13 protein-coding genes are annotated in these 15,861 nt (G+C 55.8%); all 13 read right to left on the bottom strand.

Annotated features, from left to right (window positions below; genetic code table 11):
- Positions 1 to 702: 702 nt before the first annotated feature.
- The gene (atpG, locus tag FNT36_RS07990; protein WP_144846213.1) at positions 703 to 1,602 is read right to left on the bottom strand and encodes an ATP synthase F1 subunit gamma; all 900 of its coding nucleotides are present in this window, start codon (positions 1,600 to 1,602) and stop codon (positions 703 to 705) included.
- 152 nt (positions 1,603 to 1,754) lie between these two features.
- Positions 1,755 to 3,335, bottom strand: coding sequence for a F0F1 ATP synthase subunit alpha (gene atpA / locus FNT36_RS07985; protein ID WP_144846211.1), 1,581 nt, complete (start codon positions 3,333 to 3,335; stop codon positions 1,755 to 1,757).
- Between the two features lie 7 nt (positions 3,336 to 3,342).
- Positions 3,343 to 3,906: an ATP synthase F1 subunit delta gene (atpH, locus tag FNT36_RS07980; protein WP_144846209.1), complete on the bottom strand. Its 564-nt coding sequence runs from the start codon at positions 3,904 to 3,906 to the stop codon at positions 3,343 to 3,345.
- Positions 3,907 to 3,996: 90 nt separating this feature from the next.
- Positions 3,997 to 4,491 (bottom strand): F0F1 ATP synthase subunit B, encoded by a 495-nt coding sequence (locus FNT36_RS07975; protein WP_144846207.1) that lies wholly within the window; start codon positions 4,489 to 4,491, stop codon positions 3,997 to 3,999.
- A 199-nt stretch (positions 4,492 to 4,690) separates the two neighbouring features.
- Positions 4,691 to 4,948, bottom strand: coding sequence for an ATP synthase F0 subunit C (gene atpE / locus FNT36_RS07970; protein WP_144846205.1), 258 nt, complete (start codon positions 4,946 to 4,948; stop codon positions 4,691 to 4,693).
- An 82-nt stretch (positions 4,949 to 5,030) separates the two neighbouring features.
- On the bottom strand, positions 5,031 to 6,149 hold the full coding sequence (atpB, locus tag FNT36_RS07965; RefSeq protein WP_144846202.1) for a F0F1 ATP synthase subunit A: 1,119 nt from the start codon (positions 6,147 to 6,149) through the stop codon (positions 5,031 to 5,033).
- A 37-nt stretch (positions 6,150 to 6,186) separates the two neighbouring features.
- Positions 6,187 to 6,597: a hypothetical protein gene (locus FNT36_RS07960; protein WP_144846200.1), complete on the bottom strand. Its 411-nt coding sequence runs from the start codon at positions 6,595 to 6,597 to the stop codon at positions 6,187 to 6,189.
- Positions 6,598 to 6,727: 130 nt separating this feature from the next.
- Positions 6,728 to 7,171, bottom strand: a complete 444-nt coding sequence (locus tag FNT36_RS07955; RefSeq protein ID WP_144846198.1) for a hypothetical protein — start codon at positions 7,169 to 7,171, stop codon at positions 6,728 to 6,730.
- 26 nt (positions 7,172 to 7,197) lie between these two features.
- Positions 7,198 to 8,772 carry a SusD/RagB family nutrient-binding outer membrane lipoprotein gene (locus FNT36_RS07950; protein WP_144846196.1) on the bottom strand — a complete coding sequence of 525 codons (1,575 nt, stop codon included), beginning with the start codon at positions 8,770 to 8,772 and terminating at the stop codon, positions 7,198 to 7,200.
- A gap of 74 nt (positions 8,773 to 8,846) precedes the next feature.
- Complete coding sequence (locus tag FNT36_RS07945) at positions 8,847 to 12,038, bottom strand: SusC/RagA family TonB-linked outer membrane protein (protein WP_144846194.1); 3,192 nt, start codon at positions 12,036 to 12,038, stop codon at positions 8,847 to 8,849.
- A 242-nt stretch (positions 12,039 to 12,280) separates the two neighbouring features.
- Entirely contained in the window at positions 12,281 to 14,128 is a 1,848-nt protein-coding gene (locus FNT36_RS07940; protein ID WP_144846192.1) for a serine hydrolase domain-containing protein, read from the bottom strand.
- A 43-nt stretch (positions 14,129 to 14,171) separates the two neighbouring features.
- Positions 14,172 to 14,813: an alpha/beta hydrolase gene (locus FNT36_RS07935; RefSeq protein ID WP_233635771.1), complete on the bottom strand. Its 642-nt coding sequence runs from the start codon at positions 14,811 to 14,813 to the stop codon at positions 14,172 to 14,174.
- A 101-nt stretch (positions 14,814 to 14,914) separates the two neighbouring features.
- Positions 14,915 to 15,847, bottom strand: coding sequence for a ring-cleaving dioxygenase (locus tag FNT36_RS07930; RefSeq protein WP_144846190.1), 933 nt, complete (start codon positions 15,845 to 15,847; stop codon positions 14,915 to 14,917).
- Between the last annotated feature and the right edge of the window lie 14 nt (positions 15,848 to 15,861).

Genomic DNA, 15,861 nt, shown 5'->3' with positions numbered 1-15,861 from the left:
GCTTAACGTAGCATACAGGGCTGTAGCAGGTTTGTACCGACCCTATGATTAGCCTAGGCAACGATAATACTATTGATGCCCCGCGTAAAGGCCCGCAAAAGCCAATTCTCGAGGCAATTCGCCCGCCTCATAGCGCCGAAGCTGGGCTTGCACTGCGGGGCTAGGCTTGCGCCCGCATAATGCCTGTACTAACAATGCATTTTCTACTTCGCGCCGCCGCGCAGCCAGGGTGTTAGTTGTAGCAGCTGGACGTTTGGAAAGCTTTGATTTCATAGTAAGAAGAGCAGGTTGGACAAAAGTAATGGCAGCATTGCTTTCCACCAAGAGTCCTAACCTCACTTATACATTTTAGTACCGCTATTCTTTATTAGGCACCGTTACCCCCTTACGATAGCTATGCCTGAAAAGGTTACATATAAGGCTATCACCTGTACTAGGTAGCACAGCAAAAGCGTTATAAGCGCCAAATGCCCCGTTAGCCGCACACAGTACAAGCTATTAAAAGACCATACCTAGGGCTAGCTCTTAAGCCAGTAAGGAGTATGTCAAGCTTTGCTAAAGGTATTCGGTACCTATTATTTCTAAGTTGATTTAACTCAGCGTTAAGTTCGTCTTGCTCAGCAGCGCTATTAAAAAAGGCGCCCTAGCTCATGAGCTAGGGCGCCTTTTTTAATAGCGCTGCAAAACTTGTTAAACTAAAGCTTATCGCCCAGCTGCCAGGGCCTCAGCCCCGCCTACGATTTCAAGAATTTCGGTCGTAATAGCAGCTTGACGCGTGCGGTTATACGTCAATTTTAAAGACTTCAGCAGTTCACCGGCATTATCGGTAGCTTTATCCATCGCCGTCATGCGAGCACCGTGCTCCGAGGCGTTGCTTTCCAACACAGCTTTGTAAAGCTGAATCTTTAAGCTTTGCGGAATGAGTGTCTTAATAATCTCCTCTTTGCTCGGCTCAAAAATATAGTCGATGCTATTAGCCGGCTCATTGGCACTAGGTGTCCCAGCGGGCACTTCCGTAGGTACTAGGGGCAACAATTGTTCAGCTTGTACTACTTGCGTAGCTACGTTCTTGAACTCATTGTAAACCATCACCACCTCATCGTAGGTGCCTTCGGTGAAGCCACGCATAGCTTCCTCAGCAGCTACGCGCACTGTATCGAACGAGAGCTTAGTAAATACGTGGGTGTAGTTACCCACTAGCATATTGCGCCGGCCATAATAATCGTGGGCTTTCTTGCCGATAGCCATCACCGAAATATTACCCACCGGTAGGCTGGCATAGCGCGCGGCAATCAGCGCGTTTACTCCTTTAAATACGTTGGCATTAAAGGCACCAGCCAAGCCGCGGTCCGAGGTAATAGCGATAACCAGCACCCGGCGCACATCGCGCACTTCGCCGTATTCGCTCACCATCTCGTCGGTAGTGGTGCGCGTCAGGTTAGCCAGAATGCTGGTGAGGCGCTGGGCATAGGGGCGCATCCGAATAATATTGTCCTGAGCCCGGCGCAGCTTAGCTGCCGCCACCATTTTCATGGCTTTGGTAATCTGCTGCGTGCTCGAAACCGACTGGATGCGCGAGCGAACTTCTTTTAAGCTAGCCATTTGATGGAGCGGTTAGCTACTAGCGGTTAGCTGTTAGCTTATTGAATAGAGTAACTGAAGTAATCAGGGGCGTTAGGAGCAAAAATTGCTGGCTATTAGCCGCGCTTTCCTTTCGAAAGCGAACAGCTAATAGCCAGCAACTACTAGCTTACTTACGCGGCGTAGCTAGCTGCTACGTCTTTGGCAGTTTGGCGCAGGGCACCAGTTACCGCGTCATCGAGCTTGCCAGCCTTTAGGGCTTTCAGCGCGTCGGGGTGGCGGGCATTGAGCACTTGCGTAAACTCCTTCTCAAACTCACGTACACGGTTAACAGGTACGGTGTCGAGCAGGCCGTTGGTAGCAGCATAAATGATAGCTACCTGGTCTTCCACCTTCACCGGCGAAAACTGGGGCTGCTTCAAAATCTCCAGGTTGCGACGACCACGCTCAATGGTGAGTTTGGTCGAAGCATCAAGGTCTGAGCCGAACTTAGCGAAAGCTTCTAGCTCGCGGAACTGCGCTTGGTCAAGCTTCAGCGTACCCGATACCTTTTTCATCGACTTAATCTGGGCATTGCCACCTACGCGGCTTACCGAGATACCCACGTTGATGGCAGGGCGTACACCAGAGTTGAAGAGGTTGGTTTCGAGGAATATCTGGCCATCCGTAATCGAGATTACGTTGGTCGGGATATAAGCCGATACGTCACCAGCCTGCGTTTCGATGAGCGGTAGCGCCGTCAGCGACCCACCACCTTTTACCAGTGGCTTCAGGCTTTCGGGCAGGTCGTTCATGTTGCGCGCAATCTCGTCCGAAGCGTTGATTTTAGCGGCGCGCTCCAATAGGCGGCTGTGCAGATAGAAAACGTCGCCGGGGTATGCCTCACGTCCGGGAGGACGACGTAGCAATAGCGACACCTCGCGGTATGCCACAGCCTGCTTCGACAAGTCGTCATAAACTACCAGCGCCGGGCGACCCGTATCGCGGAAATATTCGCCAATTGCAGCACCCGTGAAGGGAGCGTAGAACTGCATTGGAGCGGGGTCCGAAGCCGAAGCCGACACCACAACCGTGTAGTCCATAGCGCCGCCTTTGGTAAGGGCGTTCACTACCTGAGCAACCGTCGAAGCTTTCTGTCCTACGGCTACGTAGATGCAGAAAACAGGCTCACCGCGGTCGTAGAACTCACGCTGGTTGAGGATAGCGTCAAGTGCTACGGTAGACTTACCAGTCTGGCGGTCACCGATAATCAGCTCGCGCTGGCCCCGACCAATCGGAATCATGGCGTCGATAGCCTTGATACCAGTTTGCAGTGGCTCAGTTACGGGCTGGCGGAAGATTACACCAGGAGCCTTGCGCTCTAGCGGCATTTCGTAAGTAGCACCCTGAATAGGACCACGGCCGTCGATAGGCTGCCCTAGGGTATTCACTACGCGGCCTACGATGCCCTCGCCTACTTGGATAGCGGCAATTTTATTGGTACGGCGAACCGTGTCGCCTTCCCGGATTTCGGCGTAGTCGCCGAGCAATACAGCACCTACGTTGTCTTCTTCGAGGTTAAGCACTAGGCCTTGCAGGCCGTTCTCAAACTCGATTAGCTCACCCGACTGGGCGTGCGACAGGCCGTAGATACGGGCCACGCCGTCACCAACCTGCAGCACAGTGCCGACTTCTTCCAGCTCGGCGGCCGATTTAAAATTGGACAGCTGCTGCCGCAGGATGGCGGAAACTTCGTCCGGGCGTACTTCTGCCATGAGAATATTAGTTTAAGCTGGGAGTATAAGTCTTGTCGGTGAGCGAGGTGCGCAAGCGGCGCAGGCCCCCACGTACCGAATCATCAATTTGCCGGTCGCCAACACGCAGCACAAAGCCACCTATCAGCGAAGCATCCACCTTCTCGGTGAGCGAAATCTGAGTGAGTCCGGTTTGCTGGGTCACCATTTTTTCAATCTCGGCGCGGGTCGCAGGCGTCAGGGGTACGGCCGACGTTACTTCGGCTACTTGCACACCCATTAGTGCATTGTACTGCTTTAAAAACTCGCTACCAATAAATTCAAGCGTATCCTCACGGTTTTTGCTTGTCACGATTTGGAAGAATCGCAATAGCATATCCGATACCTTACCATTAAACACAGCATTGAGGATGCTTAGTTTCTTGTCGTGCTTCACAATTGGATTGCGTAGCAACAAGCGCAGGTCGCGGCTACCAGCCATGGTAGTGGCCAGCAAGTCCATGTCCTGCTTAATCGTTGCCAAAGTGCCCTGCTCCTGAGCTAGGTCCAGCAAGGACTTCGCGTAGCGGGCGGCTACTTGTTGGTCGGCCATATTTTGATTTAGCTGTTAGCTTTTAGCTGTTGGCTGCTAATTGTTATGTCTCGCTAAGAAACTACTAGCTAGCAGCCAACAGCTAACAGCTTAATTCAATTTTACGTCCTTGAGGTACTCGTCAACTAGCTTTTGCTGAGCAGCGGGGTCAGCCAGCTCGCGGCGCAGCAAGCGCTCAGCGATGTCGACGCTGAGTTGCGCTGCAGTATTGCGCACCTCGGCTAAAGCTTGGTTTTTTTCTTGCTGAATAGACTCGCGCGCCTGCTGGGCAATGCGGTTAGCTTCTTCAGTGGCATCCGTCTTAGCCTTCTCAACAAGCTGATTGGCGATATTTTGACCTTCCTTCAGCATCTGGTCACGCTCGTGACGAGCATCGGCCAGCAGTTTTTCGTTGCCGGCTTTCAGATTCTGCATTTCTAGCTTAGCCTGCTCGGCCATGCGCAACGCATTGTCGATGCTGTCTTCACGGTCGCGCAGAGCTACCAGAATCGGCTTCCAAGCAAACTTAGCTAGCAGGAAAAGAACCAGCAGGAAGATGACCAGCTGCCAAAAAATGAGGCCTAACTTGGGGGTTACAATTTCCATGATGAATAGAGATTAACTATCGGGGGTAAATGCAGAGCACGTGGTAAATGGAATAGGATTGGAAATTAATACGCCTTAGCAGGCTACCTTCCAAGCTTTCACATCCAGCACATTATCAGCTGGCTACCTTCACGCAAACAGCCCGCCGCGCCCTACGCCGAAGCGACGCGCAGCGGGCTGCCCGGTGCCATCTCTATTCTTAGAGCTTGAACGAAATCAGCAGGCAGACTACTACTGCGAACAGGGCCAGACCTTCAATAAGAGCGGCCACAATTAGCATGGCAGTTTGGATTTTGCCCGAAGCTTCCGGCTGACGGCCAATGGCTTCCATTGCCTGACCACCGATGCGGCCAATGCCGAGGCCAGCGCCGAGGGCTACCAGACCAGCACCAATAGCAGCACCAAATACAGCCAGACCAGTGGCATTAGCAATCTGCAGTAACAGAGAGAGCAACATAAAAAAGAGGGAAAGTGTGGGGAAATGAAAAAACAAAAGGAGGGCAATCAACTCGACTACCCAATGAAAAGCAACCTAGGGATTAGTGAGCAGTGGGGCTAGGAATAACACTATCAGCGTGGCCAGTGCGCAGGTCAAGTGAGTGTTCCTCATCGTGGTGATGCTCCTCCACTGCTCCGCCAATGTACATGGCAGTCAGCAGCGTGAAGATGTAAGCCTGCAAGATGGCTACTAGCAGCTCTAGCACATTGATAAACAAACCAAACGCTAGGGATACTGGAGCAACTGCCGGCGAACGGAAGATGAAAATGAGGCTAATGAAGCTCAAAATTACGATGTGACCGGCCGTGATATTCGCAAAAAGACGAACCATCAAGGAAAATGGCTTCACGAAAATGCCAATTACCTCCACGGGAATCATGATAGGCAGCAGCAGCTTGGGTACACCAGGGGTATTAAAAATGTGCCCCCAATAGTTTTTATTGCTGCTGAACAGGGTCACAGCCAGCGTGATGATAGCCAGTGTGAAAGTGATGTTCACATTGCCCGTAAGGTTAGCTGCCCCAGGCGTGAGACCTAGCAGGTTATTAAACCACACGAAAAAGAACAGGGTGAGCAGGTAAGGCATATACCGCTCATACTTCGGCCCAATAGACTTCTTGGCTATCTCATCGCGGATAAAAACGATGATGGGCTCGAAGAAAGACTGAATACCTTTTGGCGCACGGCCCTGGTTTTTAGCGTAGTTGCTAGCTATGTAGCGGAACAGCACCAGCATCAGCAAGCTGCTACCTAGAAGCGCCGCTATATTCTTGGTGATGGAGAAATCATACACCGGGCTTCCATCGGTAGCTACTAACTCTTCGTGGTGTAGCCGAAGACCTTCATACACCGGGCCTTCAGATTCCTCGGTCGTCTTAGCCGTGGCGGCGGGGTTTTCAGTCTCTTCCGCGCCTTTTATCAAGTGCTTTGAGGAGAACACCGAGAGGCCTTTGCCGGGACGATAGGCAATGATGGGCAGATAGGAAGTGAATTCGTTGTTGTCGGTCGAGAACCAGTGCCACTCGTGCGAATCGCCGATGTGGTGCAAAATCATCTCACCGGGGTTGAACGCCTCCTCTTTTTCGCCCCCTTCGGTGGGTTCGGCTGCGAAGCCGGCAAACGTGCAAAGGCAGAAAAGTAGGGTTAGTAACCGCTTCATTAAAAACTAATTAAAATGCGAGTCCGTTGATAAATTGCTATTCTTCCGGGACTTGCTTCTTGGAAAACGGGCGCAAGTTACTAAAAATAGCCCAAATTTCAAAGCCAGCACCCAGAAAGTAGCTCACAAAGAACACTCCAAGGAAAGCCCAAGTGCCACGGCCCTCGTGCGCACCACCCCTGTAGAAATACACCAGCACGATAACCAGCGACAGCATTAGCCGCAATACTACCCCACCAAAATAGGCTCCTAAAAAGTTATCGGCAGAGCGCGACACGAAGCGCGCCGTAAGCCAATAAGTGAGCAACGTGACCGCCAATAACCCACCTAGGACATAGGGCGCTAATGGGTGCACTACAGCGGGCCCGAGCCACGCTCGCAACCCGAAAAGCACGGCATAGCTGGCTAGTACAAGCGCAGCAAACTGCGTCCAAAACGAGCGCGTCATAGTAAGTAAAATCAGCTAGTTGCAAGCAAACGGGGCGCAAAGGTCGGCACAACTCACCTTTTCTACACCAAAAGGCCCCACTGACCGGAGCCAGCGGGGCCAATTAGGCACCAAAACGGGCAGCTACTACCTAGTTAGCGATGGTGTAATTGATGCGCCGCCGGCGCTGAGCACCGTCTGCGAAAGTCATCGTGATATCGAGCCGCACGGCTGTGTTAAGAGCGTAGGTGGTAGGAACTACGTAGGGAATAGTCTGCGTAGTCGTTTGGAACGTCTGGTTAAACGACCCACTAACCGGGTAGCTGCCTACCTGCATCGAATCCGTCTTGGTAGCCTGAAAAACTGTGACGGTAGCTGGGTTATCGGTTTGGTTATAAGCTACCGTAATGGGTATACTTTTGCCAGGCCCGTATTTGGTGGCAAATGTGGTGTTGAAAGTGGTGCCCAGAATACCGATATTGAAGAAGCCCGGAGCATTCTGTGGTGTGTAGTAGGTATCTAGGTCCTTTTTACAGCCGGCTAGCAGGCCTAGCCCTGCCAGCAACAGCAGGAGACGCTTAGGTAACGCATTCATAAATAGCTCAATTAAAAAGTGGGGACCTAGGGCATGTCAAACCACAGTGGTTTAGTGACATAGTCATCGTTGGCAGTTGCACCAGCATCGCTGAAGAGCTTGGCAATGGCGGACGGATTGTAAGTGACCTCAGTGGCACCGGGTAGCAGGCGCCGTGGGAAGCGCGTGGTAGCTGTAGTACCAGCTGCTAGCACCGGATTGGCGCGGGAGGGATACACGAAGTTGACGTAGATATCCGACCGAAAATCTAGGCGCCGCAGGTCCGACCACACGTCAGGATTGAGGAACATCGCTAGGTATTTCTGCTGCATTATCTGAGGCAGTGTAACCGCCGAAGGCGATTGGGGCATGGCCGCCGAGGCTAGGTAGGTATTTATTTGGGCGGCGGTGATGGTGGGGAACGTCACTGGTGGCGGTGAGTAAGTACCCCCTACCCCAACTTTAGCCATGTGCGCCCGCACTCCTGCTCGCAGGGCGTCGTAGGCCCGCTGCAAATTGCCCGCTCGGAAGGCAGCTTCGGCCTCAATGAACTTCAACTCGTGGTAGGTGATGACTTCGAAGTACCCTAGGTCGCGGGCATACCAACTACCGTAGAAGTCGGTGACGGCCGGCGTGACGCCAGGCGTGACATTGATGCCCGTATTAACGGCTGCAGTGCCAATGCCAGGGTCAACGCCAGTACTGGTAGTAGGCACTAAGATGCCCCAGCGTGGGTCTACTACGCCAGGATACGTCGTCCCATTCAGGTACTTCACCACGTTGGTCGTGAAAGTAGCCCCGCCAAAGTTCGCCCGCGTAGGACCAAAGATATTGGTCGTGTTAGCGAGGGGCAACACCGGCACCTGATAGTTTAGTTGGGCATCGTCGGCGCTAGAGGTGAAGCCTTTATCACAAAGGGCCAGCACCGCAGCAGGGTCATAGTTCTGCTTTTTAGTAAGGTGCTGGGCTTGGCGTGCTTTCAGTGAATAAGCCAAACGGACCCACTTGCTAACGTCGCCTTTATATAGAATATCGCCGCTTTCGCTGGGAGCTGTGCTGTACAACGGCCGCACGTTGGCCGAAGCAGGCTTTTGCATTTCTACGATGCCTTCGTCGCAGAGCTGGTTGATGGTGGCGTAAATCTGCTGCTGCGAATCGTATTTGGGCGTGTAGTTATTACCGCCTTGGTAGGCTTCGGAGTAGGGCACGTCGCCGAGCATATCGGTGGCGTGGGCCAGGATGAGCGCCTGCATAATCTTACCCGCACCCACGTAGTACACCGAGCCTTCGGCCTGCGCGGCCGCTATCATGGGCGGAATGTTACCGCCCGACTGGAAGTAAGAATAATTGAACGTGTTAGTACTCTGAGCATTGGTAAAGTAGTATTGCTCATTACCGCCGCTATTGGCGGTGCGGCTCACCACATACTGCGTGATGTAGGGCGTGCGCAGCGCCGTGAACATCTGCGTTTGAATGCCATTAGAAATGATACCCGGCAGCAGGAAGTTGGGCGTCGAGACGACGGGGTTGTTTGGGTTATTGTTAACGTCGAGGTATTTCTCGCACGACGTCAGCGCCAGACCAGCGCTACACAGCCCGAGGAGGAGAAGATATTTTTTCATTTAAGAAGAAGCTATTGCAGTGGGTCTGCCCGGTCTTGCCTCGCGGCAAGCCTCGTGCTTCAGACCCTAGGCAGTTAGAAATTAACCCGTAGGCCCATGTCCACGCCGCGGGTGGCGGGGATGTTGCCGTAGTCGATGCCACCCGAGCCGCCGCCGCGCACGCCCGCCCCGGCCGACGCCGTTTCGGGGTCGGCACCGGTGTACTTGGTGAGAAGCACGAGATTGCGGCCAGTCACGCTTAGCTCGATACCTTTCAAGAAGGAGCTGCTGCCCCCTAGCCAACGGGTAGGCAAGGCATAGCTTAGCGTGACGTAACGCAGGCGTGCCCACGAGCCATCTTCGATAAAAGGCGTGCCTACCGTGCCGAGCACCGACGTATAGTAGTTCTGAGTCAGTTCGGTAGGGCGAGTGTTCGGCGCGTAGGTGGTATTGCCACTAGCATCGCGCGTGGCGACTACGCCATCGAATACCACCGTTTTATAGCGGTCGAGGGTGCGATTGGAAGTGCCCACTGTAGTCTGGTAGTAGTCGTTGCCATTGACCACTACACCGCCCACGCGGAAGTCAAACAGCGTACTTAGCGATAATCCTTTGTAAGCAAACGTGTTGGTAAGCTGCGTAGTGAAGCGAGGCGCCCGGTTGCCGGCGTACACAAAGTTGGAATTGACGGTGGGGAAGCCCGTGTTAGCGTTGATGACTACTTGCCCATTGTAGGGGCTGCTAGGGTCATTAACGCGCACAAAATCGGTAGCAGCAATACCCGAAATGGGCTTACCGGGGAAGGCGCCACCCTCGTGCACGTTCGTGATAAAGGTATCGGACTGGTACACCACTGTCAGCGGCGAGGGCAGGCTCTCGACTCTGTTAGTGTTGTGGTAGAAGTTGAGCAGGATGTCCCAGTTGAAGCCCGAGCTGGTGCGTACTGGTGTGCCGCTGAGACTGATTTCCTGGCCTTCATTGGTCACTACGCCGCCATTGATATACTGCAAAATAAAGCCCGTAGCTTGGCTTACGCGGGGCGCAATAAGCTGGTCAACAGTGCGCGAGCGGTAGTAGTTGAAATCGAAGCTGAGCCGATTTTTGAAGAACTGCAAGTTGATGCCAGCTTCGTAGGTGCGAGTGCGCTCGGGCTTCAACAGAGGGTTAGAGCCATAGAAATCGTTGCGGAAGCCACCGCCGATGTACGTGTTGGTAGTGAGCGGCGAAAGCACGCGGTAGGGGCCAGTGTCGCGGCCCACCTCGGCCACACTGGCGCGAATCTTTCCATAGTTCAGGATAGGGTTCTGGTCGAGACCTAGGACCTTGGTAAACTCGTAGCCGGCCGCCGCCGAGCCATACAGAAAGCCCTTGCCGAATACCTTGCCCTCGTCGGGCCGCGGCAGGGTCGACGATTGGTCGTAGCGGGCTTGCAGCTCCACCGTCACCTGGTCGAAGAGGCTGGCCGATAAGCGGGCAAAATTGCCGATGAGGTGGCGCTTCGAGTCGCGCTGCAAGGCGCTACGCGTCACCGTATTGTTGAGACCGATAAAGTTCGGGTTTTGAAAAATCAGGCCTTGGTAATCAACCGCTTCATCGCGGTTTTCCTCGATAGTATTACCTAGGATGAATGAGCCACGCAGCTTCTCGCCAAACTCGTGCGAGAATGTAGCCAGTGTAGTGGCCGTCGTCACGCGGTTCTGGTCTACGGTTTCGGCAATGCCGCCATTCTGGTTGCTAGCCTGCGAGGTGCCCACGGCCCGCACCGATGTACTACGCGAGGTGTACCAGTCGGTGCCAAGGTTATGGCTTAGCGTCAGCCATTTCACAGGCGAGAAGCTCAGTTGCACGTTGCCTACAAAACGGTTGGTGCGGTCGGTTTGCGGATTGCGCTCGGCGCTCCAATATGGGTTGTCGGCGTCGGCATCGAGGCCGCTGCCTATGGGCAGCAGGCGGCGGCGGCTCCCATCGGGGTTGAGGTAATTGCGAGCATCGTCATTGCGCGGCCAATTTAGTAGGCTCAGCATGAAGCCCCCCGAGCTGGTGCCCGCCGTAGTGAGCAGGCCCGGCCCTTGCAGCGGGCGCGTGGCACCCGAGTTGAGGTACTGTGCCGAACCAGTGACACTGAACTTGGGCGAAATCTGGGCCGAGCCCGACAAGCGCACGGTGGTCTTGTCGTACTTGCTTTGGGGCGTGACGCCGGTTTGCTGCAAGTTGGAGGCCGAGGCGAAGAAGCTAACCTTGTCGGAGCCGCCCGACATGTTCACGAAATTCTGGTAGGAATACCCCTTGCGAAAGAAATCCCCTAGGTTGTCGTAGATGGGCTGGCCGGGTTGGAAGCGTGGCCCAAACGAGGTGCGGGCATTACCGCTGGCAATACCATCGGACCCCTGTGCGTATTGGTCCTGCATCTTGGGCAGTCGGTTCACCTCATCTACCGACACCTGGCTGCGGAAGTTGAGCTGTGTGCGGCCAGCCTGGCCCTTCTTGGTCGTGATAACCACAGCACCATTAGCCGCCCGCAGGCCGTAGAGCGCGGCAGCGGCCGGCCCCTTTAGCACCGTCATGGAGGCGATGTCTTCGGGGTTGAGGTCACCAGCGCGGTTAGAGGCTCCCACCGAGCGACCTAGGAGGCCGTTGAAGGCCGAGCCGCCTCCCGGCGCCGTGCTTTCCTGAAAAGACGAGTTGTCCATTATCATCCCGTCGATGACAAACAGCGGCTGGTTGTCGCCATCGAGCGAGGTGCCGCCCCGAATGACGATGCTAGCCCCTTCACCCGCCCCGCCGCCCGACGAGGTGATGTTGACGCCCGCCACTTTACCCTGCAACGCATTGACGATGTTGGGCTGGCGCGAGTCGATGATGTCTTTACTGGTTACTTCCTGCACGGCCGTCACGAGGTCGCGCCGCTCTTGCTTGATGCCGTAGCCCAGTACTACAACCTCGTCGAGGTCGCGAGCGTCGGCGGCTAGCGTCACGTCGAGGGCGCTGCCATCGGCGCGGCGCTCTACCGACACGTAGCTCACAAAGCTGAACACCAGCGTAGCCTCGGCGGGCACGCCGCTGAGTGTGTAGCGCCCATTAGCATCGGTGGCAGTGCCATTATTGGTGCCCTTCACTATCACGTTCACACCGGGCAGTGGGGTGCGGTCGGTCGATTGCCGCACCACCCCGGTGATGGTGCCAGCCGGGGCTGGGGCCGCCGCACCGGGGGCAGTTTGCGCGTGGCCGGGAGGCGCCACTAGCGCACCTGGCAGCAATGCAAATGGTAGCCAGTAAAATTTCTTCATGGAAACAGGAAAAAAGAAGGAAATAAGGAAAAGAAGCGCGGCATAAATACCGTTCAGATGCACCCACTAAACTAAAACAAACACTTAATCAGCAAACATTTATCTCCTACACATTAGGCCACATCACCAGCTTGGTAAGCAGCATAAATGTGCACATAATTTTTGATAACGCAGCCGTAATGTCCTTCCACGCGGGCGCCAGAGCCCCTCACCCGCTTTGTAAGTAAGTATCTACCCTAGGGCTACTGCCCCGGTAGGGCACTCTCAATGGCTAGCTGCAACAGCGCCGAGCGCACCCCAAGCTCGCCGAGTTTGCCGTTGCGGCGCGTAGGGTTGACGCGGTTGGTGAGCAGAATCACGAATAAATCTTGGTCGGGCTCGACCCAGAAATACGTGCCCGTAAAGCCCGTGTGGCCGTAGCTGCGCGGGCTGGCGCTGCGCGCTGCGTTGAGGGCGGGGTTCTTCGGGTCGGGCTTATCGAAGCCTAGGGCCCGGCGGTTGGTAGGGCAAAACTGGCAGCTTGTATACTCAGTTAGCGTTTCGGTCTTGATAAGCTGCTGCCCACCGTAACGCCCCTGCCACAAGAAAAGCTGTACCAGCTTGGCTAAGTCATTGGCGGTGCCAAAGAGCCCCGCGTGGCCGCTTACACCGCCCAGCATAGCGGCGTTTTCATCGTGCACAGTGCCGTGCACCAGCTTTTTGCGAAACAGCGAGTCGTACTCGGTGGGGGCAATGCGGCTCAAAGGGAAGCGCCGTAGCGGGTTAAAACCCAGCGTACCGGCACCTAGGGGCCCGTAAATTTCCTTTTCCAGAAACCGGTCGAGCGGCAGGCCAGTGGCTTGCTGCACGTAGTACGGGTACAGCATAAAGGAAAAGTCGGAGTACACGTAGCCCGGCTGGGCATTGAGCGGCGACGTGGCTACGCCCTGGTAAATGCGGCTCGGCAGTGCCCGGCTGCCCCACAGCCTCTGGCCTACTGGCAGCGGAAACTGCGCCGACGAGTCGGGCCGAAAAAACTGCGGCTGTAAGCGGCCATCGGGCTGCACATAACTCTGCCAGAAGGGAATGAAGGGCTTGAGCCGCGCCTGGTGCGCCAGCACGTCGCGCAGGCGCAGGTCTTGCTTGTCCGTTCCTTTCAAGAAGTCAAACAGCGCGCCCATTGTGTAGTCGGGTCCAAACAGCCCTAGGTCTTGCAGGCGCATAAGAGCCGGCAGCGCGGCCATTATCTTGGTGAGCGACGCAAAATCGTAAAGCGTACTATTGAGTACTGGCACCGGTTGAGGGGTGGGCGGTAATTGCTGCACCCCATAGCTGCGGTTAAGGGCAACTACGCCGTGCCGCGCCACAATCACTTGCCCGCCCGGAAAAGCACCTGCCTCTAGCGCTTGCTTCATGAGCGAATCGACCAGTTCGGGCAAATCAGTGCGCAGGCCCGCTGCCCGCGGCGAAGCATAGGCTAGGCGCAGCCCGCCACGTGTGGGTTGCGCCGGCCCTAGGCCCGCCTGGGCTACTGCAAGCGATACTTGCCCCGCTGCGCCCATCCCCCCAAAAATTACTTGTACGGCCTGGTTGCAAGCTTTCATGCTACGCTCTTTCACCAACACCACGGCCGCAGCTTGGCGCAGTTCGGGCAGTGTAGCCAGTGCTGTGCTATCAAATACAAGCACTACTAGCTTTTTGCGCAGTGCCAGCAGTTGGCGCACCACCGCCCGGTCGTGAGCGCCGCCTTCGGGCAAGGCCAGCAGCAAGAGGTTGCATCGACGAAGCTGAGTTGCATCGGCCGACCTAGGCCCTACTACCGAGATGGTAGGCGCGTAGTCGCGCACATCCTGCGCGAGGTACCAGCTGAAGTCAAATGCTTTGCGCTCGGGCCGGACTCGTGCCTGTATTGTAGCCAGCCGCAACGTGTCGAGGCGCTGCAGCGGAAGCAGCTCTCCTTCATTGCGCAGCACTGCCACGCGGGTGGTAGTCAGCGCGGGCGGGCGGGCAGCTTGGGGCTGCCCTTGGCACGTGAAGGCACCTAGGTAGCTGGCGGTGAGCCAGCAAAGCAACCATGTAGCAAGTGAGCGAGGCCGTAAAGAGTAGCGCATAGACGCGCAATATATTGCCTCTCAGCCTACGGCGGCGAGCTGCCTAGGCCGCCGGAAAGTTCGCAGCCATCCACGCTACGGCACCGGTGAGGTCAGCCTGCGTGAGGTTGTGGCCAGTAGGTGCATCGCGCCGCGTGAGCTGGTAGCCGCCTTGCGCCAGCAAAGCAGCGTAAGCTTCAGTAGCAGCGGGGCGCACGGTAGGGTCGTGCTGGCCGGCCGCGAAGTACACTGGCACTGGGCGTGGCGTCTCAAACGCGGGCACCTCTTGCACCAGGGGTTGCATAGGCCGCCACAGCACTGCGCCCGCCAGCAGGCCGGGGTAAAGCATCAGTAAGCCGCCTGCAATATTGGCCCCGTTGGAATATCCCACGGCAATAATTTGTGCGGGGTCGAACCCTTCTTGCGCGGCCACCTTGCCTATAAAATCGGCCAGCTCGTGGGTGCGAAACACTACATCGGCCTCATCGAACACACCCATACCTAGGCGGCGAAAAAACCGCGGCATGCCACCTTCCTGCACATTGCCACGCACACTTAGCACATTAAAGTCGGAGCCGAAATGAGCGGCCAGCGGCAGCAAGTCGCGCTCGTCGCCACCCGTGCCGTGCAGTAGTAGCAAAGTGCGCATTGCCCCGGGCGTGGGCTGGTAGATATAAGTGAGCGGCTGAAAAGCAGAATAATTCATACTTAATACTTTGTGCAACACTAGACTGTCCTTACGAGCTTAGCAGGTGCGGTTGCTGCGCTCGTAAGGACAGTCTAGTGTTGGATACTAAAATTCAATTGCTAGCCCAGTACCGGCAGGTGCGCCTCAATGGCAGCGCGCTGGCTTTCGTACTGTGGCGGCAGCATGAGGTGGGTACCTAGTTCGGCCAGCGGCTCATCGACCATAAAGCCGGGGTTGTCGGTGGCTACTTCAAACAGCACGCCGCCCGGCTCGCGGAAGTACATGGCGTGGAAGTACTGTCGGTCAATCTGAGGCGTTACCTGGAAGCCCTTCTTAATCAAGAGGTCGCGGAAGTACAGCTGGGTGGCGTCGTCCTTCACCCGGAAGGCTACGTGGTGCACCGAGCCGGCCGCTACGTGGCCACGAGCCTCGCCGGGGGCAGCCACCAGTTCCACGATGTTAGCGGTACCTAGGGCATCGGTGGCGTAGCGGAAGCGGTTGACATGCTGGGCCACCAGCCGGTAGCCAAATACGTCGGTGAGTACCGCAGCAGTGGCTTTCACATCGCTCAGGGTGAGCGTAATGTGGTGGAAGCCGCGGGTGGCTACGTCAGCGCTCACGTCGGCCGTGGCCCAGGGCGTGCGCGAGTCGTCGGCTACTTCGGTCAGCTCTAGCTTGAGGCCGTCGGGGTCGAGGAAGGTGAGGTAGCGCTCGCCAAACTTCTCGGCGGGCTTATTGTAGGTCACGCCATTGGCCTCGAAGCGCTTTTGCCAGAAGTCGAGGCTGCCTTTGGGCACAGCATAGCCAATTTCGGTGGCTTGGCCGGGGCCGCGGCGACCGGGCGTCATATTTTCCCACGGGAAAAACGTGAGGATAGTGCCTGCCGACCCTACTTCATCGCCAAAGTAGAAGTGATAAGTATCGGGCGCATCAAAATTAACCGTCCGCTTCAGGAAGCGCAGGCCCAACACCTTGGTATAGAAGTTAAAATTGCGCTGAGCGTTGCTGGCAATGGCCGTGATATGATGCAGGCCTAGGATATTATTTTCCATGACAATCAAAAACT

The sequence above is a fragment of the Hymenobacter setariae genome (assembly GCF_007713685.1).
Classification (GTDB): domain Bacteria; phylum Bacteroidota; class Bacteroidia; order Cytophagales; family Hymenobacteraceae; genus Hymenobacter; species Hymenobacter setariae.
This window is presented reverse-complemented; position numbering and strand designations above follow the sequence as displayed.